The sequence below is a fragment of the Jonesia denitrificans DSM 20603 genome, assembly GCF_000024065.1.
Lineage (GTDB): Bacteria > Actinomycetota > Actinomycetes > Actinomycetales > Cellulomonadaceae > Jonesia > Jonesia denitrificans.
Genome location: NC_013174.1, coordinates 584,306 through 611,088, shown reverse-complemented (window position 1 = coordinate 611,088; position 26,783 = coordinate 584,306). Strand labels below are relative to the sequence as shown.

At 58.1% G+C, this 26,783-nt stretch carries 25 protein-coding genes and 3 tRNA genes; 2 read left to right on the top strand and 26 right to left on the bottom strand.

The genetic code is table 11. The features are described from left to right. Positions 1–4: 4 nt before the first annotated feature. From JDEN_RS02815 to JDEN_RS02795, 6 genes are all read right to left on the bottom strand, one after another. Positions 5–439, bottom strand: coding sequence for a MaoC/PaaZ C-terminal domain-containing protein (locus JDEN_RS02815; protein ID WP_015770856.1), 435 nt, complete (start codon positions 437–439; stop codon positions 5–7). Continuing rightward, positions 436–918, bottom strand: coding sequence for an FAS1-like dehydratase domain-containing protein (locus JDEN_RS02810; RefSeq protein WP_015770855.1), 483 nt, complete (start codon positions 916–918; stop codon positions 436–438). Before JDEN_RS02810 ends, JDEN_RS02815 begins: the two co-directional genes overlap by 4 nt. Before the next feature lie 21 nt (positions 919–939). Beyond that, positions 940–1,110 (bottom strand): 50S ribosomal protein L33, encoded by a 171-nt coding sequence (rpmG, locus tag JDEN_RS13355; protein WP_083775094.1) that lies wholly within the window; start codon positions 1,108–1,110, stop codon positions 940–942. Between the two features lie 80 nt (positions 1,111–1,190). Continuing rightward, positions 1,191–1,264 (bottom strand) — tRNA-Met (locus JDEN_RS02805). A gap of 98 nt (positions 1,265–1,362) precedes the next feature. After that, positions 1,363–1,434, bottom strand: a tRNA-Thr gene (locus JDEN_RS02800). Positions 1,435–1,666: 232 nt separating this feature from the next. Beyond that, positions 1,667–1,748 (bottom strand) — tRNA-Tyr (locus tag JDEN_RS02795). 236 nt (positions 1,749–1,984) lie between these two features. Between JDEN_RS02795 and JDEN_RS02790 the strand changes: the two genes are divergently transcribed. Continuing rightward, on the top strand, positions 1,985–2,482 hold the full coding sequence (locus tag JDEN_RS02790) for a YajQ family cyclic di-GMP-binding protein (RefSeq protein WP_015770854.1): 498 nt from the start codon (positions 1,985–1,987) through the stop codon (positions 2,480–2,482). Positions 2,483–2,485: 3 nt separating this feature from the next. Further along, on the top strand, positions 2,486–3,283 hold the full coding sequence (locus JDEN_RS02785; protein WP_015770853.1) for an HAD family hydrolase: 798 nt from the start codon (positions 2,486–2,488) through the stop codon (positions 3,281–3,283). A gap of 6 nt (positions 3,284–3,289) precedes the next feature. Here JDEN_RS02785 and JDEN_RS02780 read toward each other — a convergent pair whose 3' ends face one another. The 20 genes from JDEN_RS02780 to JDEN_RS02685 all read right to left on the bottom strand — a co-directional run bounded on the left by JDEN_RS02780 (position 3,290) and on the right by JDEN_RS02685 (position 26,777). Beyond that, complete coding sequence (locus JDEN_RS02780) at positions 3,290–4,534, bottom strand: hypothetical protein (protein ID WP_015770852.1); 1,245 nt, start codon at positions 4,532–4,534, stop codon at positions 3,290–3,292. A 43-nt stretch (positions 4,535–4,577) separates the two neighbouring features. Further along, positions 4,578–5,435, bottom strand: coding sequence for a zinc metalloprotease HtpX (gene htpX, locus JDEN_RS02775; RefSeq protein WP_015770851.1), 858 nt, complete (start codon positions 5,433–5,435; stop codon positions 4,578–4,580). Positions 5,436–5,578: 143 nt separating this feature from the next. After that, the gene (locus JDEN_RS02770) at positions 5,579–6,970 is read right to left on the bottom strand and encodes an FAD-dependent oxidoreductase (protein ID WP_015770850.1); all 1,392 of its coding nucleotides are present in this window, start codon (positions 6,968–6,970) and stop codon (positions 5,579–5,581) included. A gap of 156 nt (positions 6,971–7,126) precedes the next feature. After that, on the bottom strand, positions 7,127–7,606 hold the full coding sequence (locus JDEN_RS02765) for an LpqN/LpqT family lipoprotein (RefSeq protein WP_041287793.1): 480 nt from the start codon (positions 7,604–7,606) through the stop codon (positions 7,127–7,129). A 36-nt stretch (positions 7,607–7,642) separates the two neighbouring features. Continuing rightward, positions 7,643–8,347: a hypothetical protein gene (locus JDEN_RS02760; RefSeq protein ID WP_015770848.1), complete on the bottom strand. Its 705-nt coding sequence runs from the start codon at positions 8,345–8,347 to the stop codon at positions 7,643–7,645. A 174-nt stretch (positions 8,348–8,521) separates the two neighbouring features. Beyond that, positions 8,522–9,655 (bottom strand): FHA domain-containing protein, encoded by a 1,134-nt coding sequence (locus tag JDEN_RS02755; protein WP_015770847.1) that lies wholly within the window; start codon positions 9,653–9,655, stop codon positions 8,522–8,524. Between the two features lie 176 nt (positions 9,656–9,831). Next, entirely contained in the window at positions 9,832–10,842 is a 1,011-nt protein-coding gene (locus JDEN_RS02750) for a polyprenyl synthetase family protein (RefSeq protein ID WP_015770846.1), read from the bottom strand. Between the two features lie 135 nt (positions 10,843–10,977). After that, positions 10,978–12,765 (bottom strand): NADH-quinone oxidoreductase subunit NuoN, encoded by a 1,788-nt coding sequence (gene nuoN / locus JDEN_RS02745; RefSeq protein WP_015770845.1) that lies wholly within the window; start codon positions 12,763–12,765, stop codon positions 10,978–10,980. Continuing rightward, the gene (locus JDEN_RS02740; RefSeq protein ID WP_015770844.1) at positions 12,765–14,288 is read right to left on the bottom strand and encodes an NADH-quinone oxidoreductase subunit M; all 1,524 of its coding nucleotides are present in this window, start codon (positions 14,286–14,288) and stop codon (positions 12,765–12,767) included. Before JDEN_RS02740 ends, nuoN begins: the two co-directional genes overlap by 1 nt. A gap of 12 nt (positions 14,289–14,300) precedes the next feature. Continuing rightward, positions 14,301–16,211, bottom strand: a complete 1,911-nt coding sequence (nuoL, locus tag JDEN_RS02735) for an NADH-quinone oxidoreductase subunit L (protein WP_015770843.1) — start codon at positions 16,209–16,211, stop codon at positions 14,301–14,303. 16 nt (positions 16,212–16,227) lie between these two features. After that, a complete protein-coding gene (gene nuoK / locus JDEN_RS02730) occupies positions 16,228–16,527 on the bottom strand; it encodes an NADH-quinone oxidoreductase subunit NuoK (protein ID WP_015770842.1) in 300 nt (99 codons plus the stop codon). Beyond that, the gene (locus tag JDEN_RS02725; protein ID WP_015770841.1) at positions 16,527–17,375 is read right to left on the bottom strand and encodes an NADH-quinone oxidoreductase subunit J; all 849 of its coding nucleotides are present in this window, start codon (positions 17,373–17,375) and stop codon (positions 16,527–16,529) included. Before JDEN_RS02725 ends, nuoK begins: the two co-directional genes overlap by 1 nt. After that, entirely contained in the window at positions 17,372–18,052 is a 681-nt protein-coding gene (gene nuoI / locus JDEN_RS02720; protein ID WP_015770840.1) for an NADH-quinone oxidoreductase subunit NuoI, read from the bottom strand. Before nuoI ends, JDEN_RS02725 begins: the two co-directional genes overlap by 4 nt. A gap of 49 nt (positions 18,053–18,101) precedes the next feature. Further along, the gene (nuoH, locus tag JDEN_RS02715) at positions 18,102–19,439 is read right to left on the bottom strand and encodes an NADH-quinone oxidoreductase subunit NuoH (RefSeq protein ID WP_015770839.1); all 1,338 of its coding nucleotides are present in this window, start codon (positions 19,437–19,439) and stop codon (positions 18,102–18,104) included. Beyond that, on the bottom strand, positions 19,439–22,027 hold the full coding sequence (locus tag JDEN_RS02710; protein WP_015770838.1) for an NADH-quinone oxidoreductase subunit G: 2,589 nt from the start codon (positions 22,025–22,027) through the stop codon (positions 19,439–19,441). The genes nuoH and JDEN_RS02710 overlap by 1 nt, the downstream gene beginning before the upstream one ends. Continuing rightward, complete coding sequence (gene nuoF, locus JDEN_RS02705; RefSeq protein ID WP_015770837.1) at positions 22,024–23,370, bottom strand: NADH-quinone oxidoreductase subunit NuoF; 1,347 nt, start codon at positions 23,368–23,370, stop codon at positions 22,024–22,026. The genes JDEN_RS02710 and nuoF overlap by 4 nt, the downstream gene beginning before the upstream one ends. Next, positions 23,367–24,176 (bottom strand): NADH-quinone oxidoreductase subunit NuoE, encoded by an 810-nt coding sequence (gene nuoE, locus JDEN_RS02700; RefSeq protein ID WP_015770836.1) that lies wholly within the window; start codon positions 24,174–24,176, stop codon positions 23,367–23,369. The genes nuoF and nuoE overlap by 4 nt, the downstream gene beginning before the upstream one ends. Continuing rightward, complete coding sequence (locus JDEN_RS02695; protein ID WP_015770835.1) at positions 24,173–25,513, bottom strand: NADH-quinone oxidoreductase subunit D; 1,341 nt, start codon at positions 25,511–25,513, stop codon at positions 24,173–24,175. The genes nuoE and JDEN_RS02695 overlap by 4 nt, the downstream gene beginning before the upstream one ends. After that, positions 25,510–26,229 carry an NADH-quinone oxidoreductase subunit C gene (locus JDEN_RS02690; protein WP_015770834.1) on the bottom strand — a complete coding sequence of 240 codons (720 nt, stop codon included), beginning with the start codon at positions 26,227–26,229 and terminating at the stop codon, positions 25,510–25,512. The genes JDEN_RS02695 and JDEN_RS02690 overlap by 4 nt, the downstream gene beginning before the upstream one ends. After that, positions 26,226–26,777 carry an NADH-quinone oxidoreductase subunit B gene (locus JDEN_RS02685; RefSeq protein WP_015770833.1) on the bottom strand — a complete coding sequence of 184 codons (552 nt, stop codon included), beginning with the start codon at positions 26,775–26,777 and terminating at the stop codon, positions 26,226–26,228. Before JDEN_RS02685 ends, JDEN_RS02690 begins: the two co-directional genes overlap by 4 nt. Between the last annotated feature and the right edge of the window lie 6 nt (positions 26,778–26,783).

The following is a 26,783-nucleotide window of genomic DNA, read 5'->3' as shown; positions in this document are numbered from 1 at the left end:
ATACTTAAGCCAACTGAGCGACCATCTGCGCCTTGGCGAGCACTTTCACCCCGCCACTGATCACAGTGATATCCAACCGCACCCTACGCAGTTCTTCATCGCGGGCCCCGACCGTGACAGTCACCTCAACGACTGCGCTAGCCAACGCCGGGACTGGAATCGGCCGCGCAAACCGAGTCTGGATATCCACAACAGCTCGCTGATCACCAAGCCACTGCTCCGCCACCGCCATAGCACGACCCATCGTGTGCATCCCATGGGCAATGACACCATCGAGCCCCACAGAGTGCGCAAACGCATCGTTGAAGTGGATTGGGTTGAGATCGCCGCTAGCGCCCGCGTAACGCACCAAATCTTGACGGGTGACTTCGTAGGAGAGTTGAGCAACCACGTCACCAACAGAAACGTCATCAAACGCTGGGACAGCCCAGTTATTCATGCGTCCTCCCCACGAATAGCGAGAGTCGAAACAACGGTGACCACATGCTCGCCTGCACCGTCAGTCACATCGGGAGTGCCTTGATGAGGAACAGAAAAAACCTCGCAACGAGTCGTGACCATTGCCAACGCTCCACGTTCGACGATCTTGTCCACATAGAGTTCCGTAACCAGATCATCCCCAGCAACAATGGGACGGCTGTACGTCATCCGTTCATCCGCGTGAACGACCCGCGAGAAATCGACGCGCGCGTCAGGGTCCTCAATGTACTGCGCCTCAGCCTGTTGCGCCACGATCACAGCGAACGTCGATGGCGCAACAAGATCGGAAAAGCCACAACCCCGCGCTGCTTCCAACTGGAAGCAGGCGGGGTTGGTTGAACCTACAGCGCGAGCGAACTCACTGATCTTTGCCCGTGACACCTGATAAGGCGCGGTGCGCGGATACTGACGGCCAACAAATTCGTGATTGATCGCCACGGTATCCCCTCGTATCAAAGATCAGCGAGTCTCGCGGTGTGCAGTGTGCTTGCCGCAACGTGGGCAGAACTTCGCCATTTCGAGACGGTCTGGGTTGTTGCGACGGTTCTTCTTGGTGATGTAGTTACGTTCCTTGCAGTCCACGCATGCGAGCGTGATCTTCGGGCGAACGTCAGAGCTCTTGCTTGCCACGGTAGTGCCACCTCTCGCGCCGCTATGGGCGCTGCCAGATCGAACAAAAAGCACGCCGTAGCGTGCGTACAGGGTATTTGTAGCGGGAGCGGGGCTCGAACCCGCGACCTCACGATTATGAGCCGTGCGCTCTGACCAGCTGAGCTATCCCGCCTCGAGTGAGTTCTCGAGTGAAGACCGAAGCCTTCAGTTGTGACGCCAAAGCCACGACGACGTTTCATTATGCCACGTCACGCATTTTGACATCAACAGAGCCCCCGACGGGAATCGGACCCGTGACCTCAATCTTACCAAGATTGCGCTCTACCACTGAGCTACGGGGGCAACGACAAAAAGACTACACACACTCACTACCCAACACCAAATCACTACACAGGTGACGGTGGTCACCCCACCTGATCAGCCACGATAGGACCGACTTTCCTGATCTTCCCGGGATTCACAATCCCCCAAGCAGTCATCACCCACACATCACCTCGCACGCGCCACACATCAGAAGCAACAAAAGAGGCAACAAAAAGCGGGGAGAATCACAATGACTCTCCCCGCCCATCTGTGGCAGCTGAGGGATTCGAACCCACGAAGCATGACGCGGCTGATTTACAGTCAGCTCCCTTTGGCCGCTCGGGCAAGCTGCCTTCCACCCTAGATGAACGTGAACGCATCACGCTCCGTCTTGAGCAGAATCAACGATACTCAAAGATCGAGAAAATGAGAAATCCACGACCCCCATTCCCGATGAGTGCATGATCACACTCGCACCCTCACCGAAACGAGCACCTCAATGCACTGCTCAGCGCAGCCCGATACAGTGGTGGCACAACGACTCACACGTTCGTGAGGCTCCCCTCACCCTGAACTAGGAAGGTACACAATGGCTGATTCCTCCATGGACATCGTTTCGCGCGTCGATCGTCAGGAAGTCGACAATGCCCTGAACCAAGCAGCAAAAGAGATCTCCCAACGCTACGACTTCAAGAACACCGGCGCCACGATCTCATGGTCAGGCACCGAAAAAATCGTTCTCACGGCAAACTCAGCCGAACGAGTACTCGCCATCCTCGACGTGTTCCAAACAAAACTCATCAAACGCGGCGTTTCCCTCAAAGCTTTCGACACGGACGACAAAGAACCCCAAGCGTCCGGCAAAGAGTACCGCCTCGAAGGGATCCTCAAAGAAGGACTCGCAGGCGACCGAGCCAAAAAAGTCACCAAGATTATCCGTGAAGAAGGTCCAAAGGGCGTGAAAACCCAGATCACCGGCGATGAAGTCCGCGCCACCTCGAAATCACGCGATGACCTCCAGGCAGTACAAACACTCCTGCGTGAATCAGACCTCGACTTCGCCGTGCAATTCACGAACTACCGCTGACAGATGCTACCCGCCATCGTCGCCACAGACCTGGACGGAACGCTCTTACGACCCGACCTCAGCGTCTCGCGGTTCACCCGCCGCGTCCTCCAACAACTGGAGGACCACGGTGTCCAGATCATTTTTGTCACCGCACGACCCCCACGATGGATGGCACCACTAGAACAGATCGCCCCGGCCCACGGCCGGGCGATCTGTCTCAACGGGGCGCTCATGTGGAACTTCACCACCCACACCGCCACCCGGATACGCGGTTTCACCCACGGCGAGGTGCAGCGCATCGTCACAGATCTCCGCGAAGCGATCCCCGGAATCGCGCTTGGCGCAGAACGACACACTGGAGTCGTCTTCGACCCCCACTTCGTATCCCAACACCCACACGGACCCCACACACGCTGGGCATTCATCGAAACAATGGTCGATGTCCCAGTAGGAAAACTCCTCGCCCAAGCACCACATCTCGATGACACAACCTTCTTCACACAGGTGCACAATGTCCTCGACGACCGCGCCCTCCTCGCCTTCTCCGGCGCGGGAGGCCTCGCCGAAATGACCGCCCCAGGAGTCACCAAAGCCGCCGCACTCGCACAGTGGGCCGCCGACCACAACGTCCCCGCATCTCAAGTCATCGCCTTCGGTGACATGCCCAACGACCTCCCCATGCTCACCTGGGCAGGAACTGGAATCGCCGTGGCCAACGCACACCCCGATGTGCTCCACCACGCTGACGGACACGCCCTGGCACACCACGACGATGGAGTCGCCCGGTATCTTGCCGAACTCTACAACCTCCACGTGTAACGGCCCTCACCGACGAGAAGCAACCCCCACCAAGCCCCGAGCGTCAACCATCCGCCCCACAAACACTTCACCCGTCCGGTACGCCACAACCACACGGGTAGGGTGTGCCCGATCGACCACGACGATACTTCCCCACTGCTGCGGAACCTGTCGCATCACCTCACTCGCACCAGCCTGATCCGCAAGGAACATGCGAAGATCACGCGACCATCCCACTCGATGAACACGAAGAACCACATCAACACTGCGCGAAGAACCACCATCCAACGCACCACCATGGACCACCGGAACAGTCAGTTCTTCAACCAACCACGGCACCGTCACCGTTCCCACCGGCACCGACCGCAACGCCCACGGACCTTCCCACCGCAGCGGGCTCACACCACCCACATAACGCGCCACCACCCCGCGGCGCACAACCGCATCGACCACAGACCAGGACCGCCCCCACAGCAGCCAGACAACCACCTCCACATGAACCAAGAGCCACACCAACGCGAGCGGCCAGGTCACATCCTGATACTCCCCCAACGTGGTGATCTCACACCAACCGTCCTCCCCCATCAACGTGGGTACCTGAGCACCGACAATGTGCTCATCCCACACTTCAAGCTCACACGAACGTCCACCAGCTTGCGTCACAGTGACCACATCACCGGACACAGCAGTCACTGTGGCCATCTCCCACACGGCCTCGTGCCGGGACTCAACCGAGGAAACGAGCCCGACCACACTCACCAGCGCAGCAACGAGAGGAACACCCCAGGCAGCCCACACAACCCAGGGAGCCCACCGCTCCGTTGGGCGTGCCGCAAATACCTCACCAAGCAGCTCAGGCGAAGGATATGCCACCCCTGGCACCACATGACGCAACCGCACACGAAGCCGCCGCTGCTGCCAACGCACCAGGAAAACCAGCGCACACCACGACGCAACCACCGCGCCATCGAATGCGGCCAGCCACCGTGCTGACGCCGCAGACACCACAAGAGAGAACACAGAGGCCAACACAGGGACAACTAACACCCCTGCCGCCACCCGTGTATCCAGCGCCGCCACAACCAGCGCAACAACGGTCGACACCACAACGAATGACGTCACCACATCACGCAGCACACCAGGCCAGCCCCACTGCGATGCGTGCAGATGCCACATCGCATCCCACGGTTCACCCAGCCCACGCGCAATCACGACACCACAACACAGGTAACTCAACGCAAGTGGAAGCCACCGAACCTCAAAGAGACGCACGCCGACAGTTTACGGCGTCACCAGCATCAACACCTCACACAGGTCAGAAACGTCCCGCCATAGCTTCTAGACGGGCGATCCGTTGATTCATGGGAGGGTGCGTAGCGAACAAAGACGCTATCCCACCAGCCCGAAAAGGATTGGCAATCATCAGGTGCGACACATCAGCAAGATCTTGGGTCGCCGGCAACGGAGCCCGCGCCGTGCCGGCCTCAAGTTTCCGCAGCGCCGAAGCCAACGCCAACGGATCCCCCGTCAAACGCGCCCCGTCCTGGTCTGCGTCATACTCGCGAGTACGCGAGATAGCTAACTGAATGACAGTGGCAGCAACGGGCGCCACAATCATTGTGGCCAGAGCAAGCAACGGGTTGCGGTCACGGTCTGACCCACCAAAAAAGAACAAAAGATTCGCCACCGAAGAAATAACCCCGGCAATCGCAGCCGCCACCGATGACGTCAAAATGTCACGGTTGTACACGTGCATGAGTTCATGGCCCAGCACCCCCCGAAGTTCTCGCTCATCCAACATCGCCAAGAGCCCCTCCGTGCAACACACCGCGGCATGGCGCGGACTGCGCCCGGTCGCAAAAGCATTAGGGCTCATTGTGGGCGACACATACAAGCGAGGCATCGGCTGGCGAGCAGCCGTCGACAACTCACGCACAATCCGATACATCGCTAGAGCCTCAAGTTCTGAGACCGGGCGGGCGTGCATGGATCGAATCGCTAACTTGTCAGAGTTCCAAAATGTGTAAAACGTCATCGCCAAACCAAAAGCACTGAAAAGCAGCAAAAGGCCAGGAGAATCGCCAGCAACGAGATACCACAAACCCAACAACAGCGCCCACATCACGCCAAATAATGCAGCGGTCTTTACCCCGTTGAGATGCCGATGACCCATCGAAACCTCTCCTCCAACCCAGTCATCGCGTGTTTCCGTGTCAACTGGTCCAACGCCCCACCGCGATTAAACGTTCCCGGCTACCCCCGAAAAGCGCAACGGGGGCTTGGTCGCGCAACCAAGCCCCCGTGTTCCCACAGCGTCTAGCTATCAGCTGTGATCCGAGCTAACGAGATACCAATCTGTTCCGCGCGCGGAACAACCTTGATACGTTCACGCCCCGCTTTTTCCCCCAAGGCTTGTTCCCACGCATCCAAGAGCTTCCACCCCGACCATTCAATGACATCCACACCACGCTCAGCAAGGAAATCAGTGATGTCTGACGGGTCAGGGCGCGTTGCTGTGGCAAATGAATCGAGGTCTGCAGCATCCTCAACAAGGTGACGGATTGTCTCAGACGCATCTGACTTCGTGTGCCCGATCAGCCCCACCGGACCACGCTTAATCCACCCCGTGCAATACAACCCTGCAACGTGATCACCATTGATGTCCACAACGCGACCCTCGGCGTTGGTAATCACGCCGCGCACGTCGTCATAAGGCACCTCAGGGAGCGCAGAACCAAAGTAACCAATAGCACGGTAGACAGCCTGAACCGGCCATTCCTGGATCTTGCCTGTCCCCGAGACGGTCCCGTCCCCGTTCAACGCGGTGCGCTCAGTACGAAGCACATCAACGCGCCCGTCACCATCGGTGTCAACCAACTCGTGAGGAGCATGGAGGAAATGGAGGTGAAGACGGCGCGAGGCAGTCAGCGTCGATGGGTCCCGCAACGTCCAATCGGTGAGAGTCTTGACGACCTGTTTCGTCTGGTTGGATGAGTTGATGGCTGCGATCGACCCCTCATCAAACTCAAAGTCCTCGGGGTAAACAACAACATCCACGTCGGGGATGTGCCCTAGTTCACGCAACTCAAGAGGTGAGAATTTCGCTTGCGCCGGGCCGCGCCGCGCAAAGACATGCACGTCGGTAACTGGGCTTTGCACAAGTCCCTGGTAGACATTGTCCGGGATCTCAGTACTTAACAGATCTTTCGGATGCTTTGACAGAATCCGGGCAACATCGAGAGCAACGTTCCCGGCGCCCAACACTGCGATGGATTGAGCATTCAACGGCCACGTGTCAGGAACATCAGGGTGGCCGTCGTACCACGAGACAAAGTCCGCAGCACCATAAGAGCCATCTAGCTCAATGCCAGGAATAGTGAGAGCAGCATCCTTAATCGCCCCCGTAGAGAAAATCACTGCATCATAGAATTCCCGCAGGTTTTCAAGTTTCAGGTCCACACCAAAGTCGACATTCGACAACAGTCGGATATCACCCCGGTCAAGGACCTTATGCAATGCCGTAATGATTTGCTTGATACGTGGGTGATCTGGAGCAACACCATAACGAACTAAACCAAACGGCGCGGGTAAGCGGTCAAAGAGGTCAATGGACACGTTGAGGTCGGTCTTTGACAGGATGTCTGACGCGTAGATACCGGCGGGACCAGCCCCAACCACAGCTACCCGTAATGGACGATCGATGCTCACGGAGATGTGCGCCTTCCGTTGTGGGCGGCACAAAGATGCGCGCCGCGAATGTCTTCATTGCTGAGGACTACCCTGACAAGGATCTGTCAGTTTGGGAATGTCCGGTTCAGGACTTGGGAGGTTGTAACCTCTTGTGAAGCCCTGCCAAGCCCGCTCCTACTCGTCACACGTGACCACGAGCGAGTCAATGACGGAACGGATCTCTGTCTCTCTATTGTCACCTGATGCCAGGGAACATGTACCCGTGATCTCGACCACGTCATACACATGTCCACGGTTTATCACCACAACGCTCACATCTTGCCGGACCACTTCACCACGAGCCCCAGCGAAACGCCCACGTACCCGAATGCGGTCACCGCCATGTGCGTGATCAGTGACCCGCTCTTCCTCCCGAAAGCGCGTCAATGCCTTGAGCCGCTTATTCAGGTCCTTGACGGCGTGCTCCACCTGAAAATCTGCTCCGTGTCGCGTCAGGGTCACAAGCACGTTCGGTCGAAAAGCACCAGCGGGCACCTCTGCCGCAAGTGCAAGGGGCAACCCGACCGCCGCGAGTTCTACCCACCCATCAGGTTTATTTACACTCAAACGAGGATAGGCAGGGAACGCTTGTGACGGAAACTGTGCTTGCTGCATACCCCTATTGTCCGTCATCAACGCTCACCGTAACAGTCAGGCTTCCTCATCCTTGATATCAAGTAACGGAAGGTCATCAGCCGTCACAAGACGGGTTGTGACCGCATACTCAACAAGGCGTGCACGCCGGTTCGTGGCAAGCTGCTTTGGTCCGCCTCGCAGCCCCTTCACACCCATCCGGTCAAGTTTGTCGCAAACGTTATCCAGCTTGCGGTTAAACCGCGTCACGGCCCATCCTAGGCGTTTTGCCGCATCTGCAGTCGATGGGATCTCGGTGAAACCTGTGCCTTCACGGCGCAACATCGGTTCGCACAAAGCGACGATGAGTTGCTTTTGGCTAAGCGTGAAGTTGATCATTCCAATGGTTTGGTCGCCAGATTCCGGAGCAGGAACCTGCTCGGCTTGGTACTGCTGCCCCTCAAGATGCGCCAAAAGCTCATACGTTGTGGGGCCAGCGGTAAAGACAATAGTGGTGGAAGGGAAAACAATGGGAATCCGGTTCCCTGGCGACAGCCAGGATTGAACGCCGCCTGAGGTGTCACACACAGTCGCTGAAAGCAGTGACCCCACGTTCGACAACCACCAAATCCCTTCCTGGTACGACACCTTCAAAAAGCGTCGGTGGAGGTATGGATTGTCGTCGATGGTGAGGTCCCCTTCGCGACCGATGTCGAAGTTCTGGGCGGGGTTCGGTTGGAACCACTCGCCGCAATACTCAAGCGACAGCTGCGGTGCTGACATTGTGGAGACTCCCATGTTGTTGTTGCGCGCGACAGTACAGGCCATGACTGTACCTGTCCCGGCGGGTGAAGAACACCCTCGTGTTCGCGATATCGTCGGTCTCTGCGGAGATCTCCCCATCTCCCAGAGTTGTCGGTTATGAGTATGCGCCTTATAAAGCGCACCGGGCAAGTATCATCTCACCCCAATGAACTCGAGCGAGACGCCATCTCCTAGATCGACAACATCATCGTTGAGGATTAGTACCGGTTCGCGTGCGGGCAAGGTTCGCTCGGGTTCACCGCGTCGGCGCAGGACTGTCCCATTGACAGAATCAAGGTCCTCAGCAAGGACGTGACCTGCTTCGATACGGATCATGACGTGGTTGCGGGAGATGTCTTTCGATGGGCTCGGAACTGAGATTAGTCGGGCGGTGACGGGTGCCCCTGCACCGTCGTGTGACGGGCGGCGTCCGATCACAATGGGACTGCCCAACTCCACAACCTCACCGTGGGAAAACCGTACGACTCCGGCTCCAACCATGGGAGGTGGTGCCGCGCTTGCTGCGAACGGGGCTGGTGCGCTGGCGTATCCACCACCCCCTGTTCCTGCGCTCGTTGCCGCCCCTACGGGCTCAACGGCTTGTTGATGCGCTGGTGGATATTCTGCGTCATCTCGCTGCTCGTTGACGTCATCGAGCGAGAGAGATTGGTCCATGGCGTAATCAGCTCGTGATTCGTCGACGTCGTGGTCACTCAACCACTCATCGGGAATTTCGATGAGAGTGCGACCAAGGTCCTCATCGATGGTGTGAAGTGGCGCACTGGGTGGAGAAATCACGGCGAGTGGGCTGGATTGAGGGGACGTTCCCGTGGGGACTTCTGCCTCCCAAATCAGGCCCGAGCAACGGACAACTCCCGAAACGATGGGATACGACTGCGATCCGCGGTGTTCGCCTATTTCGAGGAACTCCACGGAGGAATACCCTTGTTCAAGCCACATGGCAATGTGTCGTCCCGATACCTCATGAATCGCGTCGTCATTGGTTTGCTTGACGCGGGCAATTGCGTCTCCGCTCACAGCGATGCGAACATCGCTGAGCCTGCCATGTTCACGTCGTTCCACCAAGACAAAATCCGGGAGATTTTCCAGCGTGGGATCAACAGCTGAGGTCACTGCTTGCAAAATACCCAGCAACCCGCGATGTGTCGTGGAGTAGCAGCGCTCCCAAATGGTGTGGATGATCGAGGTTTTTGTATCGCCCGGTAGGAGAACCGCAAAATGGTCGACAACGAGTGCAATCTGATCACCCGGGGAGTACGAGAACACGTCACTGAGCCCTTACGTCATACTACGTCCACCGCGATACGGAGGACCTGTCTTCTGTCTTCCACTACTGGTCGACAGTTACGTCACACGCTGAACGTGCGTCTTTGACTGATCCTATCCGTCTGACACGAAGCACCACAGTGAAGCACACTCCTGACAGGGTGAAAAAGGTGCGATTACGCTGTTCGTTCCACCAAAATATGGGCGAAATCCTGCAGAGCTTGCCGAACAGGACCTTCGGGCAGACTGTCTAATTCACGGACAGCTTGGTCTGCATAGGCACTTGCCCGCTGGCGTGTCAGTTCAATGACGCGGTGTGCCCTGAGCTGCTCAACTGCCGCCGCGAGAGCTGCATCGTCAGAAAGGTCAGAGTCAATCAATGCCAACAGATCACGGTCGTCCTGGCTCGCGTGCCCGGACAGAACCTGTGCACGGAGCAAAAGAACGGGCATTGTGGGCACCTGCTCACGCAAGTCAGTTCCTTGCGTTTTTCCGGTCACGTCACCATCAGAGGTGAGATCGATGATGTCATCCGCAAGTTGGAACGCAACCCCAACATTTTCACCGTAGCGGGCTAGTGCCTGCTGAATACCGTGATCGGCGCCAGCGAACTTCGCCCCCAGCAAAGCAGAAGTGGCCAGCAAAGACGCTGTCTTATCGGCGAGGACCCCAATGTAGTGTTCAACAGGGTCATCGCCGTCGCGCACACCCATTGTTTCGTGGAGTTGCCCCAGGCAGAGACGCTCAAAGGTCACAGCTTGAATGTGGACTGCTTCAGGGCCAAGGTTAGCCACGAGACGCGATGCCCGCGCGAAAAGGAGATCACCGGTGAGGATCGCAACAGAGTTTCCCCACACCTCATGAGCAGAAGGAGCACCGCGTCGTAACGGCGCGGAATCCATGACGTCATCATGATAGAGAGAAGCAAGGTGGGTGAGTTCCACGACCAACGCAGCTTGCCGGACGTCATCGTTCACGCCTTGCCCCACGTGCGCAGCAAGGAGGGTGAGTAACGGCCGCAGGCGTTTGCCACCAGCGTTGGCAAGGTGTTGGCTGGCTTCATTCACGACAGTGTCCGCGTGAGATGTGGCCGACCTCAGGTGCTCCTCGACGTGCTGGAGCTCCTCAGTGAGTGCGGTGGCAAGCTTTTCATCCGCGAGCGGAAGAGCCAGGGATACGTTAGTCACAGGTTGAACTTAGCCTTTGTGATGCGGACTCGCGAGACGGACCCTCGCGCGCAGCAAGGTGTCCGTCGCACATTCTGACGTTTCTTTCCCTAATCTACCGCAGCCGACGGCCCAGACCGTGGACAACGCCCCAGATCACACCAAGGACGCGATGAGATCAAGCACAGGCCCTGGGATAATTCCCAAAATCACTGTGAGTGCTGCGCTAACAAGAATGACTGCGAACGCAGGTCCTGTGGATTGAACAGCGGTGACCCCAACCGATTCATCAGCATCGATGACCGCAGTCTTAGCTGGTGAGAGACGTTGGGCGTCCCTGGCACCCGGACTGGTGTGCGTGTCATTGCTTGCGAGTTGTGCGTCGGGAACTTCAGCCGGGTCGGCATTGTTCGGTGACGGTACGGTTGCATCACTGTGTTGGTCACGTTCTTCAGCTGGGGCAACAAAGAACATGAGTACGATGAGCCGAATGTAGACAAACAGCGAAATAGCCGATGCGAGGATCGCGACAATCACAACGGGCCAGGCTTGTTCGTACACTGCTGGCGCGAATGCTTGGAACTTGGCAATAAACCCGGCCGTGAGTGGAACTCCTGCAAAGGACAACAAGAAGATGGTCATTGATCCGGCGAGCAACGGAGAGCGCCGTGCAAGTCCAGCCCACTGGCCGATGTGTGACGCTTCGCCGGTGACTTCGCCGCTTGCTGTGCGTTCCCGCACGAGCATGACCACAGCAAAAGCACCGATTGTGGCGAATGAGTAGGTCAACAGGTAGAACGCTAATGCTCGAAGACTATGCGGGCCAAGGGATGTGAGCGGAATGAGGAGGAAACCTGCGTGCCCGATCGAGGAGTAGGCAAGCATCCGCACCATGTTGGTTTGGGTGATGGCCATGATTGCTCCGACAAGCATGGTCGCGATCGCTACCCCTGCAACGACAGGGGCGATGACGTTAAAGACCTGCTCGGTCGTCGCATTGACACAGAAGATAAGGATGCGCGTGAGAACGCCAAACGCAGCAATTTTGGTACATGCGGCCATGAACCCCGTGATGGGGGTGGGCGCTCCTTGGTAAACATCTGGGGTCCACGCGTGGAACGGTGCGGCACCAATTTTGAAGAAGATTCCCACGAGGATCAGTGCAATTCCAGCGAAGTACAGGACGCTGTTGTCACTGAATGTTCCGCTGGCGACGCCCTGTTGAACCACTGCACTGGGCGCAAGCAGGTCGATGGACTGAGTGAACCCGTACATCAGTGCTATACCGAAGAGGAATAAGGCTGAAGAAAACGCCCCCAATGTGAAGTATTTGAAGGACGCTTCTTGGGAGAGTAACCGGCGTCTGCGAGCCATCGCTGTGAGTGCATAGAGAGGAAGTGAGAACACTTCGAGGGCCACGAACATGGTGACCCAGTCCCCTGCGGCTGGGAAAACGAGCATCCCACCGATCGTGAACAACAGCAGTGGGAACACCTCTGTTTGTTCAATGCCCTGTGACCGGGCGTCTTCTTCATACCGGGACCCGGGGATTGCCGCTGCACTGGGAGCAAACGGATCCTGGTGTGCGGTGGTTCGGTCGATCATGACTAAGGATGCAAAGATCGATGCGACCAGCAAGATGACCTGGATGACCGAGCTGAGCGGGTCAATAGCCAGCGCGGTGCCTGCTGGGAAGACGTCTGCACGCTCGATTTGCTGTGACGTTAATGATTGCAGCCGTGCTGCGTGCCAGACAACCATGATCAGTGCAGCAATTTGCGCAGCCAGCAACAAGGCAATCTGCACGGGTCGGCGTGACCGTGCTGGCGCGAAAGCTTCCACCAGCACACCAATCACGGCCGCACCAAAAACGATCAGGTACGGGGTGAGCGCAAACCAGTTCAGGACTGGCGCTTGGAAAATGGGCAGGTCAGCGGCGAACATCAGTTGCCTCCTTGCACAGTGGTGACAGCGACATCAGCCGGTTCGCTGAGGTAGGAAAGAGCTAATCCGGGCAGGAAACCCAAGAGGAGCATCACAGCAATCAGGGGTGCAGCCACCACCTTCTCGCGGACAGTGAGATCCGCGGTTGGTTCTGTGTTGGCAGGCGGCGGCCCTGTGAAGATGCGTTGGTAGGTTAAGAGAATATAGAGCGCGGCAAGGATGACACCAAGTGCAGCAATAGCAGCAACCCAAGGAGAAGTGTCAAACGCTGCGATGAGCACGGTGATCTCTGAAATAAATGTGGAAAGACCGGGCATTGATAGTGCGGACAGACCTGCAACCAGGAACACCCCGGCGAGAACAGGAGTGACCCGTTGCATTCCCCCATATTCGGCAATGTGCTGCGGTGTCACGCTCCGTGAGCGCAGGAAGAGGAAGCCAGCGACCAGGAACATTAAACCTGTCGACAGGCCATGGTTGACCATGTAGAACGCAGATCCTGAGATTCCCGCTGACGAGAACGTGAAAATCCCTAAGACGATGAACCCAAAGTGGGACACCGACGTGTAAGCAATCAACCGCATGAGGTCGCGTTGGCCCAGCGCTAACAGTGCACCGTAAATGATCGATATCAGTGCGAGGATAATGATGGTGGGGGCCGCCCACTGGCTCGCGTTGGGGAACAGTGGCAAACACAACGTCAGCATCCCGAAAGTCCCGACCTTGTCAAGAACGCCAACCAGTAGGACAGATGTTCCTGCCGGGGCGTGCTGTGCCGTGTCAGGTAGCCAGGTGTGGACGGGGAACATTGGCGCCTTAATGGCAAAGGGAATGAAGAACCCGAGGAAGATCCACTTCTCTAAGGTTGGGTTTTCCACCGCACCAGTCAATGATGAGATGAGGAAACCTTCCGCTCCGCCTGGCCCGGTGATGAACAAAGCGATCATCGCGATGAGCATGATGAGCCCACCAACCAAGGAGAACAAGAGGAACTTGATCGCAGCGTAACGCCTGCGAGCCCCGTGCCCAAACAGCCCGATCATGAAGTAGACCGGAATGAGCATCGCTTCGAAGACGACATAGAACAAGAACACGTCTCTGGCCGCGAAGATCAGCACCATCATCGTTTCGAGTACCAAAATGAGGGCGAGGTAGTGACGCAACCTCGAGCCCGAACCAACCGTCACACCACCGTGTTCCTTCCACGCCGCCAAGATGACAAGCGGCACAAGAAGAACTGACAGTATCACCAGTGCAAGGCCCACCCCATCAACACCAACAGCGTACGAGGCGCCAATAGGCTCAATCCAGCGATACGTTTCTACAAATTGATGGGTTGCAGACTGACTAGTATCAAACGATGCCACCATCACGACACCGGCTCCAAGCGTCACAAGAGACGCTGTCAAAGCAATGGGGCGCGCAACTCGAGCCACGGTTGCAGGCAGGAGCCACAACACCACGGCAGCAACCAGCGGGATGGCCGCAGTGATCGTGATGAGCGGGAGGGAATCGATCGACATGGGTTATTCCCTTCAGTTCCACCACGGCGCGAGGGCAAGAAGCATCGCGACGAGGCCGATGATGATGTACGCAGCGTATGTGCGCACGTGTCCGTTCTGAAGCTTGCGCAAGAGCAACCCGAAGGAGCCAACAAGTCCAGCTGTTCCCGTCACAGCGTTGTCGAGAACCTTCTTATCCGCGTACACAAGGGTCCGTGTTGCGTACTGACCTGGACGCATGATCAGCGCCTCGTTGACATCGTCTTGGTACAGGTCACGGCGGGCTGCCCGTGTCAGTGGTGACCCGATAGGCGGCGTCGTAGGCACATCAGATGCACCATACTGCCGCCAAGCGAGAGCCGCTCCCACAAACACCACAACAAGAGTGGAGATCATGATGACGGGGATCGGTAGCACTGGTTCATGGTGCTCAAGTACACCCGTGGTGGGTTCCAACCACGTGACAAAACCATCACCCAACGCCAAGAACAAGCCGAGACCAGCTGAGCCGAGGGCAAGGATGATCATGGGGACCGTCATCAGCCGTGGCGATTCATGAGGGTGACGTTGGGGAAGCGGGCTGGACTCCTCAGTGGCCCACCGTGCCTTGCCATGGAAGGTCATGAAGAACAACCGTGACATGTAGAACGCGGTCAGCCCTGCACCAAAGAGGGCAACCAAACCAAAGACCCACGGCTGCCAACCATGACCGTGATCTGCTGAGAACGCCGCTTCAATGATCTTGTCTTTCGACCAGAAACCAGAAAATGGTGGCACCCCAAGAATCGCGAGCCACCCGAGCCCGAAGGTAATCCAGGTGACCTTCATGAAGCGCGACAGATTCCCGTAGTGGCGCATGTTGACATCGTCATTCATGCCATGCATGACTGACCCCGCCCCCAAGAACATTCCTGCCTTAAAGAACCCGTGAGTAAGCAAGTGGAAGATCGCGAAGGCGTAACCAATGGGCCCAAGCCCAGCAGCCAGCATCATGTACCCGATCTGGGACATGGTTGACGCAGCAAGCGCCTTCTTGATGTCGTCTTTTGCGCACCCCACAATCGCCCCGAACAACAACGTGATCGCCCCAATCAGGGCAACAACCAACAGCGCTGTTGGCGCCTGCTCGTATACGGGCCCGGACCGCACAATGAGGTACACACCAGCTGTCACCATCGTGGCCGCGTGAATCAACGCAGACACGGGGGTCGGACCAGCCATCGCATCGCCAAGCCAGGCTTGCAGGGGGAATTGCGCCGACTTACCGCACGCAGCCACAAGAAGCATCAACCCGATGAGCGTCATGATGGGTTCGCTGGCGGTGCCAGCGGCTTGTTCCACAGTCGCAAAATCAAGTGCACCAAATGTGCTGAACAGTGCGCCAAGAGCAACAATCATGCCCACGTCAGCGACACGGTTCATGATGAATGCTTTCTTCGCAGCAGTGGCGTACTGCGGCACGTGGTTCCAGAAACCGATCAACAGGTAGGACGCTAACCCCACGCCTTCCCACCCAACAAACAACAGCAGGTAGGAGTCCGCAAGCACGAGGATGAGCATCGCGGCAACAAAGAGGTTCAAGTAAGCGAAGAATCGGCGCCGGTCAGCGTCATGCTCCATGTACGCCACTGAGTACACGTGAATGAGCGAACCAACACAGGTGACCAGCATGACGAACGTCATGGACAGCGGATCGATCCGTAATCCAGCATGAACAACCAAGTCACCGGCCGAAATCCAGTCGAACAGGTGCACATCATGCACCCGGTCCCCTGCATCACGACCAAGCAGATCAACAAGGATCACAGCGCCTACCACGAACGCCGCTCCAGAGGCACACACACCAATCCAATGTCCCCAACGGTCGCTTCGGCGACCGGACAGAAGAAGAAATGCGGCACTCAGCAGCGGAATGGCGATAAGGAGCCAGGCAGCATCAATCATGGGTGACTCCCTGTGGCTAGTTCTTCAGCAGGCTGATGTCGTCAACCGACACCGTCCTGCGTGATCGATAAATGGACACGATAATGGCAAGTCCCACAACAACCTCGGCTGCGGCCACAGTCATCACGAAGAACGCGACCACCTGACCAGACACATCCCCGTGCATACGCGAAAACGTCACAAATGCAAGGTTTGCGGCATTAAGCATGAGTTCGATGCCCATAAACACGATGATCGCGTTTCGCCGCAACAACACCGTTGCACCGCCGATCGAAAACAAGATGACGGCGAGATATAAGTAGTTCGAGTACTCCATTATTTCTCCCCCGACTCTTCCCGGGTGTTGCTATCACCCTCGCTCGCAGCCGACTCAGCCGAATCACTTCCGCGCTCAGGTCGATCCCACGTACCCACAGCCGGCCGTGACGCCTCAGTCACCTCAATAATCTCTGGGTCAACAAAAGCGTCACGTTCCTGACCACGCGCCCGCAGCACCCGTGAGACCGATGACTCCACCGGCCGCCCGTGCGGATCAAGAGCAGGCACATCCATAGCGTTACGTCCAGCAAACACACCCGGGCTTGGCAGCGGAGTGAGACGGCGGCCCTGCGCAACCCGCGCATCGGCAAGGTCTTTTTGAGACACCCGGTCACGCAACCTACGCTGGTGCGTCAACGACAACGCAGCTAGTGCGGCCGTCACAAGCAACACACCCACCAGTTCCAGGGGAAACACAAAGTTACCCAGGAGAACCCGAGCGATCGCGGTGGGGTTGTCGGCCACAGTCGCCTCATGCCCCACACCCGGACCAACTGTGAGCCGCCCAAGGAAAGCCAGCAATATAATGGCCAACCCGCCAGCAAACAACACACCAATGAACCGTTGGCCTCGGACCGTTTCCACAAGGGAATCAGACGCTCCCACACCCACAAGCATGATGACAAACAAGAACAACATCATGATCGCACCGGTGTAAACAACGACCTGGGCGATCCCCAAGAACGGCGCCTCATTTGCTACGTACAAGACCGCAAGGCTGATCATGACAAACACCACGCTGATGGTTGCATGAACGGCTTTGCGCGCAAAGAGCAGGCCCATCGCTGCGAGCACCATCAATGGTGCAAGCGACCAAAATAGGACGGCTTCAGCTGTGGAGGTCATCGGGTCACCGTCTTTTCATCCATGGCAGCAGGGTTTGACACCGACCCGTTGGCCCCACCAGGTGTGGTGACAGCAGACCTGGCGCCATCAAGTGTGGCGTCATCGGGACGATGCTCGGCGACCCAATCCACTTGTTCCGTGGTGGGCCCGTTCACCTCACCGCGGTAATAGTTCGTGTCTTTGGTGCCCGGAGCCATGGGGTGCGGCGCAGCGAGCATGCCGTCAACCAGTGGAGCGAGAAGGTCCTGTTTCTCGTAGATCATCCCTTCACGGGTGGGACCAGCAAGCTCATAGTCGTTCGTCATGGTGAGCGCACGGGTGGGACACGCTTCGATGCACAGCCCACAAAAAATGCACCGTAAGTAGTTGATTTGGTAGACCTTGCCGTACCGCTCTCCCGGTGACATGTGCGCTCCGTCGGGGAGCTCGGCGTTGGAGCCGCCCTCAACATAGATTGCGTCAGCTGGGCAAGCCCACGCACACAGTTCGCAGCCAATGCATTTTTCCAGACCATCAGGGTACCGGTTGAGTTGGTGGCGACCGTGATACCGCGGCTTCGTGGGGACTTTTTCGAATGGGTACTGTTCAGTAACTGTGGGGCTGAAGAAGGAGTTGAGGGTGACGCCAAACCCTGCGACAGGCGCAAGGAGTTTTTTCATAGGGCCGGCTGGCGGCATCGCAGATTCATAGTCGGCAACGCCGGGGAGTTCATTGGGGGTGAGACCGTCAGTTGTCATCGTTGTCCTCCTGGCCGGTGGATTCCACTTGTGCTGTGCGGGTCGCTGGCTGCGCAGCGCGGCGCGCTGCACGTGGTGACGGTGGCAGGGTTTGTCCGGGTAGTGGTGGCACCGGGTACCCGTTGGCGAACGCATCGAATGGGGGTTCGTTCTCGTTCGTGTTTGCCGATGCACGCTCCGGTTGGCTGCGCGCACTCGTCCGTTGGTCAATGATGAGTGTGACCACGAGCAACACCGCAGCGATCGCTGCGATGGCAAAGAGGATTGGACGGGCGTCAATATTCCCGAACTCTTGGACACCGCGGAAAGCAGCGAGGATGAAAATCCACCCAAGAGCGAATGGGATGAGGACTTTCCATCCGAAAATCATGAACTGGTCGTAGCGGAAGCGAACCACTGTCCCTCGAACCCACACGAAGAAGAACATGAAACCCCACAGTTTGATGAGGAACCACAGCAACCCCCACCATCCTTGGTCAAACATGCCGTCGTTGATCTGCGAGATGGGCCAGGGAGCATGGTATCCGCCAAGGAAGAGTGTTGTTGCGACTGCGGATACGTTGAGCATGTTGATGTATTCGGCGAGGAAGAACCACGCAAACTTCATCGAGGAGTATTCGGTCATGTACCCGGAGACCAGTTCCCCTCCGGCCTCGGGAAGGTCGAAGGGGAGGCGGTTGACCTCGCCCATCATGGAAATGACGTAAATGATGAATGCTGGAAAAAGCGGGAACAGCCACCACATGGTGTCTTGGCTGTCCACGATCTGGGAGGTGGACATTGACCCAGCCATGATGAAGACCGAGACCAGGGACAGGCCCATGGCAAGCTCGTAGCTGATCACTTGTGCGGTGGATCGCACGGATCCAAGCAGCGGGTAGGTGGAGCCGGAGGACCAGCCACCAAGGACAATGCCGTAGACCCCCACGGATGCACACGCAAGGATATACAGCGTGGCAACAGGGAAGTCAGTGAGTTGCAGTGGGGTGATGATGTCGGTGAAGGGGATGCGTACTTCTGGTCCGAGCGGGATGACCGCGAAGACGAGTAGCGCACAAAACACCGAGATCATGGGGGCCAGGATGTACACGACCTTGTCGGCCGCTTTGACGGTGATGTCCTCTTTAATGAGGAGTTTCATGGCGTCGAAGAGGGACTGGAGTAATCCGAATGGGCCGTGCACGTTGGGTCCTGGGCGTTCCTGCATGCGTCCAATGACTTTGCGTTCAAACCAGATTGCGATGAGAACGGAGAGCAAGAGGAAAACAACGATGAGGACAGCTTTGATGATGGATGTGATGAGTGTGTCGGTCGAGAAGTCAGCCATCACTGGTCCTTCCCTTCTGTCTCCGGTGTGCCTGGCGTGAGAGTGACACGGTCCCCGGCAGTTGCACCGAGCGTGGTGTACACGTGTGATCCGGGGGATCGTTGCGGCAACCAGACCACGTCGCGGGGCATTGTGGTGATCGCTGCGGGTAGCGTGATGGAACCGCGGGGGGTGGAGACAGTGACAGGGTGTCCGTCAGTCACTCCGATGGCCGCGGCTGTATCTGCACTGATGCGTGCGACTGGTGTTTTTGCTGTTCCTGCGAGGAAACGTTCGCCGACCTGGAGGGCTCCATCGTCGAGGAGGAGGTGCCAGGTGGCAAGGATCGCTTCTCCTTGGTGAAGGGCTATGTGCGAGGGTGCCGGGGTGTGCGGCGTCTCAAGACGAGTTCCGTCCCACGGGCCAAGCGCATCGATGTGGGCTCTCACCTCGGTGAGTGTGTGGGTGCCGGTGGGGCGCCCGATGGTGTCAGCGAGCATTGCGAGAACCCGGTGATCGGGTAGCGCGTTGGTGGTGAGTGCTTGCCCGAAGGTGCGTACTCGTCCTTCCCAGTTCCAGTAGGCTCCTGCTTTTTCTGACGGGGGTGCGACGGGCAGGATGACGTCGGCATAGGGTGTGACGTCGGAGTGGCGCACTTCGAGAGAGACGACAAAGTCGGCAACGTCTAGTGCGTTCCGTGCGGCGTCAGGGTCGGGAAGGTCTGCTAGTTCAAGACCACCAATGAGCACCGAATTGAGTTCTCCACTGGACAGTGCCGCAAGGATCTCGCTGGTGGAGCGACCCGGCTGGCTGGGGAGAGTGTCTACACCCCAGTGGGCTGCCAGGTCCACCCGAGCTGACGGGTCGGTCACGGGGCGTCCTCCGGGGAGGAGGGTGGGCAGGGCACCCATCTCGAGGGCTGCTCGTTCACCGATGCGCCGTGGGATCCAAGCCACTCGGGCACCGGTGGCCTGAGTGAGTGTCGTCAGTGCACTGTATGCACCGGGGACCCCGGCGAGGCGTTCGCCAACAACGATGATCGCGTCTTTTCCTGCGTCATGGAGTGCGGTGCGAAGGTCAACGATCTCGGCGGGGGCTTCATCGGTGTGTGCGAGTTGGTGAAGGACTGTTGCTTCGTCACCAGGGCGGGTGGCAAGCAGCGTGGAATTGTCGATGCGCTGCAGTCCTCGACTGGCGAAGGGCGCAATTGCCCAGGTGCGTAAGGTGCCGGTTCGGGCGGCTTTGCGTAGCCGCAGGAAGACAACCCCTCCTTCCTCTTCGGGTTCGTACCCGACGAGAACGACGTGGGCTGCTTGTTCCAGGTCAGCAAAGGTCACGGTGACCCCGCGCCCGGCGATGTGTGCCCCGAGGAAGTGTTCTTCTTCGGTGCTGGCCACTCGGGCGCGCGCATCGATGTCGTTGGTGCCGAGCGCAACGCGTGCAAATGTTGCGTAGGCGTAAGAGTCTTCGATGGTCAGTCGCCCACCGGTAAGCACTCCAGCATGAGTTGTGGTGTCTGGGTTGGCTGCTTGTGTGAGACCGCGGGCTGCGAGTTGTAACGCTTCATTCCATGATGCTTCTCGTAGTTCGCCACGGAATCCGTCGGTGCCGCGTTCGCGAACCATGGGGGTGGTGATGCGGCCCGGTGCGGTGTGCCAGGTGAAGGCGAATCGGTCTTTGTCAGTGATCCATTCTTCGTTGACGGCTGGGTCGTTGCCGGCGAGGCGTCGTAGGACGCTGCCACGCCGGTGATCGACGCGGATCGCGGATCCGCTGGAGTCGTGTTCTGCAATTGCAGGTGTGGACACCAGGTCGAAGGGGCGCGCCCGGAATCGGTAGGCCGCCGATGTCAGGGCACCGACAGGGCAGATTTGGATGGTGTTGCCGGAGAAGTAGGAGGAGAATGTGTCGCCTGCTTCGTCGAGTTCTGCTGGACCAACGGGGAGGTCGGGGCCAGCGAGTGCAGTGGCGTCGTCGCTGAGGCCATCGAGTTGGTAGTCATCGTCGAAGCCCAGGACTGTGGCGTCAAATCGGCCAATTTGTTGCATGGCGCCGCGTTTTTGGAGATCAATGAATGCGTCACCGGCGATTTGTTTGGAGAAGCGGGTGCATCGTTGACACAGGACACACCGTTCTCGGTCGAGCAAGATTTGGGTGGAGACGTTGATGGGTTTAGGGAAGGTTCGTTTGACGTCGGTGAACCGTGAGTCTGGGTGGCCGTGAGAGAGTGCTTGGTTTTGTAGTGGGCACTCCCCTCCCTTGTCGCAGATGGGGCAGTCGAGTGGGTGGTTAATGAGGAGCAGTTCGAGCACGCCTTTTTGTGCCTTGTCTGCGGTGGGCGAGGTCAGCTGGGTGCGGATGACCATTCCGTCGCTTGCTGCCAGGGTGCAGGATGCTTGGGGTTTGGGCATGGGCCGCAGGTTGCCTTCACGGTCGGGCATTTCGACGTCGACGAGGCATTGGCGGCAGGCGCCTGCTGGCTCCAGGAGCGGGTGGTCGCAAAAACGTGGGATGTCGATTCCGAGTTTTTCTGCTGCCCGGATGACGAGGGTTCCGCGGGGCACCGAGGTGTCGATGCCGTCAATGTTGATGGTGATGTCATCACTCATGAGTGGTCTCCTGCTGCGGCAAGGGCGTCACGGTTCCGCGGTTGGTAGTCAAAGAGAGCAGAGCGTTCTGGTGGGAACAGTTCCCATGCGGGGGTGTGCATCCCTGCTTCGAATTCGTCACGGAAGTACTGGATGGCGGATGTAATACATGAGGTGGCACCGTCGCCGAGTGCACAAAACGCCCGTCCAAGGATGTTGTCGCACAGGTCGAGGAGTTTCTCAATGTCTCCTTGGGTGCCCTGTCCTGCTTCGATTCGGCGTAGCACTTGTTTGAGCCAGTAGGTTCCTTCTCGACATGGGGTGCATTTTCCACAGGATTCGTGGGCGTAGAACTCTGTCCAGCGGGTCACTGCGCGGACCACGGAGGTGGTGTCGTCAAAGATTTGCAGGGCTCTGGTACCGAGCATTGAGCCTGCGGCACCCACAGATTCGTAGTCGAGGGGGGTGTCGAGGTGGTCGGCGGTGAAGATGGGGGTGGAGGAGCCACCGGGGGTCCAGAACTTCAGTTGACGTCCACCTCGGATTCCACCAGCCATGTCGAGGAGTTCACGCAGAGTGATTCCCAGTGGCGCTTCGTATTGTCCTGGGCGTTCAACGTGTCCTGACAAGGAGAACAGTCCATGTCCGGCGGACTTTTCGGTTCCCAGAGAGGTAAACCAGGAGGCGCCGCGGGCAATGATTTGCGGAACTGAGGCCACTGATTCCACGTTGTTGACCACGGTGGGCCGTGCGTAGAGCCCGGCGACAGCGGGGAAGGGCGGCTTGAGGCGAGGTTGCCCGCGGCGACCTTCGAGGGAGTCAAGGAGTGCCGTTTCTTCACCACAAATGTAGGCTCCAGCACCTGCGTGGACGGTGACGTCCAGGGAGTACCCGCTTCCAAGGATGTTGTCCCCGAGGAATCCTCGGTCGTAGGCCTCTTCGACTGCTTTGAGGAGTCGGCGGTAGACGTGGACGACTTCTCCACGGACGTAAATGAAGGCGTGGCGGCAACCGATCGCGAAGGAGGTGATGATGACCCCTTCGATGAGGAACTGTGGGGTGGCCATCATGAGGGGGATGTCTTTGCAGGTTCCTGGTTCTGATTCGTCTGCGTTGACGACCAGGTATCGTGGTCCGCCGTCGTCTGGTGGGAGGAAGCCCCACTTCATCCCGGTGGGGAATCCTGCTCCCCCACGACCACGCAGACCGGAGTCTTTCACTTCTTGGACGATGGCTGCAGGGTCCATGGTGAGGGCTTTTTTCAAGCCTTCGTATCCACCATGGTCAAGGTAGGTGTCCATGGTCCAGGACTGTGGGTGGTCCCAGAATTCGGTGAGAACAGGTGATAGCCCGACGGTGCTCATGTCAGGTCCTTCCCGTCGTCGCTCGTGGGTGTTCCTTGGGGGGTGGGTCGTTCTGCGGAGGACCCTTTGTCACCGGTGTGTGGTTCGCTTGCGTCTGGGGTGGTGGTTGCGGAGGGCTGCTTTGTGGTGTGGTCACTGCTGTGTTTCGCGATGCGCGTCCCTTGGATTGAGGCGTCACCTGCGCCGGGTCCTTGGTCGGCAAGGCCGTCGTTGAACCCTGCAAGGACTCGTGAGACGTGTTTGAAGTCGCACACTTTCGTGGGGCCACGACTTGGAGTGACGTCGTTTCCGAGCCGGAGTTCGTCGACGATCTTTTTCATGCTGTCTGGGGTTTGGTTGTCGAAGAATTCCCAGTTAACCATGACGACAGGCGCGTAGTCGCAGCCTGCGTTGCATTCGACCCGTTCGAGGGTGATTTTCCCGTCGTCGGTGGTTTCGTCGTGACCGATGCCGAGGTAGGTGGAGAGTTCTTCGTAGATGGCGTCTCCGCCCATGACAGCGCACAGTGTGTTGGTGCACACGCCGACGGTGTAATCACCGTTGGGGCGGCGTTTGTATTGGGTGTAGAAGGTGGCGACTGCGGACACCTCGGCGGCGGTGAGGTCGAGTTGGTCTGCGCAGAATTGGATACCTCGGCGGGTGACGTACCCGTCGACGGATTGGACAAGATGCAGCATGGGCAGGAGCGCTGAGCGTGCGTTGGGGTAGCGTCCCATGATTGTTGCTGCGTCCGTGCAGAGTTGTTCCAGGGTCTCGGGTTCGTATCCTACTGCACGGGGTTTGGGTGTCTGTGCATCTGTTGTCATCGGTCGACGCCTCCCATCACGGGGTCAATTGAAGCCACGGCAACAACGACGTCAGCGACCTGGCCGCCTTCGCACATGATGGACGTTGCTTGGAGGTTATTGAAGGACGGGTCACGGAAGTGCGCCCGGTAGGGGCGTGTTCCGCCATCGGAGACGAGGTGAACTCCAAGCTCTCCACGGGGGTGTTCGACGGTTTGCCAGACTTGGCCTGCCGGGACTCGGAACCCTTCGGTGACGAGTTTGAAGTGGTGGATGAGGGCTTCCATGGAGCTGCCCATAATTTTTCGGATGTGTTCGAAGGAGTTGCCTTGTCCGTCGGAGGAGATTGCCAGTTGTGCGGGCCAGGCGATTTTTTTGTCCTCGACCATGACGGGGGCTCCTGCGGTGTTGTCAAGGCGGTCGAGTGCTTGACGGATGATGCGCAGTGACTGCCAGCATTCTTCGGCTCGCAGGACCACCCGGGCGTAGGAGTCTGCGTCGTTGGAGACTGGGATGTCGAAGTCGTAGGTTTCGTACCCACAGTAGGGTTTGGCTTTGCGGGCATCGTATGGGAGTCCGGCTGACCGCAAAATGGGGCCGGTGATGCCGAGCGCCATGGCTCCGGCGAGGTTGAGGTGTCCGACACCGACGGTCCGGAGTTTGAAGATGGGGTTTCCTAGGCACAGGTCGGCGAGGTCGGTGAGGTATTTTTCGATTTTTGGCAGCCGTGAGCGCACCTCGTCCACGAACCCTGCGGGGACGTCTTGGGCTACTCCCCCGGGCCGAATGAATGCATTGTTCATGCGGAGCCCGGATGCGGACTCGAAGATTCGAAGGATCTCTTCACGACCAGTGAAGGCTGCTGTCATCACGGTGGTGGCCCCGAGTTCGTTTCCGCCTGTTCCTAAGCAAACGAAGTGCGAGGAAATACGGTTCAGTTCCATGAGGATCACGCGGATGATTTGCGCGCGTTCGGGTGCTTCTATTCCGAGGAGCCTTTCGACCGCGAGGCAGTAGGCAACTTCTTGGAAGAAGGAGGCAAGGTAGTCCATGCGGGTACAGAACGTCACACCTTGAGTGAAGGTTCGGTACTCCATGTTCTTTTCGATACCCGTGTGCAGGTAGCCGACTCCTGCGCGCGCTTCAGTGACGTATTCGCCGTCCATTTCCAACATGAGCCGCAGCACACCGTGGGTGGAGGGGTGTTGAGGTCCCATATTAACGACGATGCGTTCTTCACCGAGTTCGCGGATGCGTGCAGCGACATCATCCCAGTCGCCTCCCATTGCTTCGAAGGAGACGTCGTCGGTGTCAAAGACATTGCGGGTGGCGTGGGGGCCTTGGGTGGGTGCACTCATGAGTAGGACCTCCGTTGGTCTGCGGGAGGAATGGTGGCGCCTTTGTATTCCACGGGAATGCCACCAAGTGGGTAGTCTTTGCGCTGCGGGTGGCCTGGCCAGTCATCGGGCATTTCGATGCGGGTGAGATCGTCGCGTCCGGTGAAGTTGATCCCGAAGAAGTCAAAGGTTTCACGTTCGTGCCAGTCGTTTCCCGGGTACACCGACACAGTGGAAGGGATGGTGGGGTCGGTTTCTGGTGCTGCAACCTCGAGACGAAGAGAACGCCCATGTGTGACGGAGGTGAGGTGGTACACCGCGTGGAGTTCGCGTCCCTGATCGTGAGGGTAGTGCACACCTGACACACCGAGGGACAGTTCAAAGCGCAGGTCTTGATCGTCACGGAGAGCTTGGCTGACTGCGACGAGGTGCTCGCGAGCGATGAAGAGTGTCAGTTCGCCACGGTCGACGACTGCTGATTCGATTGCACCAGAAATGTTGTGTTCGGCCATAATTTCATCGAGGATGTCCACGACGTCATCAAACCATCCGCCCAGCGGCCGCGGTGAGGATTTGGGGATTCCCACGTACCGTGTGAGGCCACCAAACCCGGAGGTGTCCCCGGCGTCGTGGACGCCGAACATCCCGTGGCGGACATCAACAACTTCGTGGGTGTTGTCGCTGAACAACGATGGGCTGTGTTGTTGTTGGTGGTGAGGGCCGGTGACCTCGCTCATGCCAGCAGGCCTTTCATCTGGGAGACGGGGGTTGCATCGAGAGCAGCGCGCTCCACTTTCTCGATGATGGCCCGACGGTTACCAAAGAGAGGTTGTTCTTGTACTTGTTTGTGGAGTTCCAGCATGGCGTTGATGAGCATTTCTGGTCTCGGTGGACACCCTGGCAGGTAAATGTCGACCGGGACGATGTGATCAACACCTTGCACAATGGCGTAGTTGTTGAACATTCCGCCTGACGATGCGCACACGCCCATGGACAGGACCCATTTGGGTTCCGCCATTTGGTCATAGACCTGACGGACAACTGGAGCCATTTTTTGTGACACTCGGCCGGCCACGATCATGAGGTCAGCCTGACGAGGGGAAGCGCGGAACACTTCCATCCCGAACCGGGCAACGTCAAAGCGGGAGGACGCTGTCGCCATCATTTCGATTGCGCAGCACGCTAGCCCGAACGTCACCGGCCACATCGATCCTTTACGGAAGAGGCCAGCAACGTCTTCCAGTGATGCGGTGAAGAACCCTGGTGTGGAGTCATCGTGTGCCATGGTCTA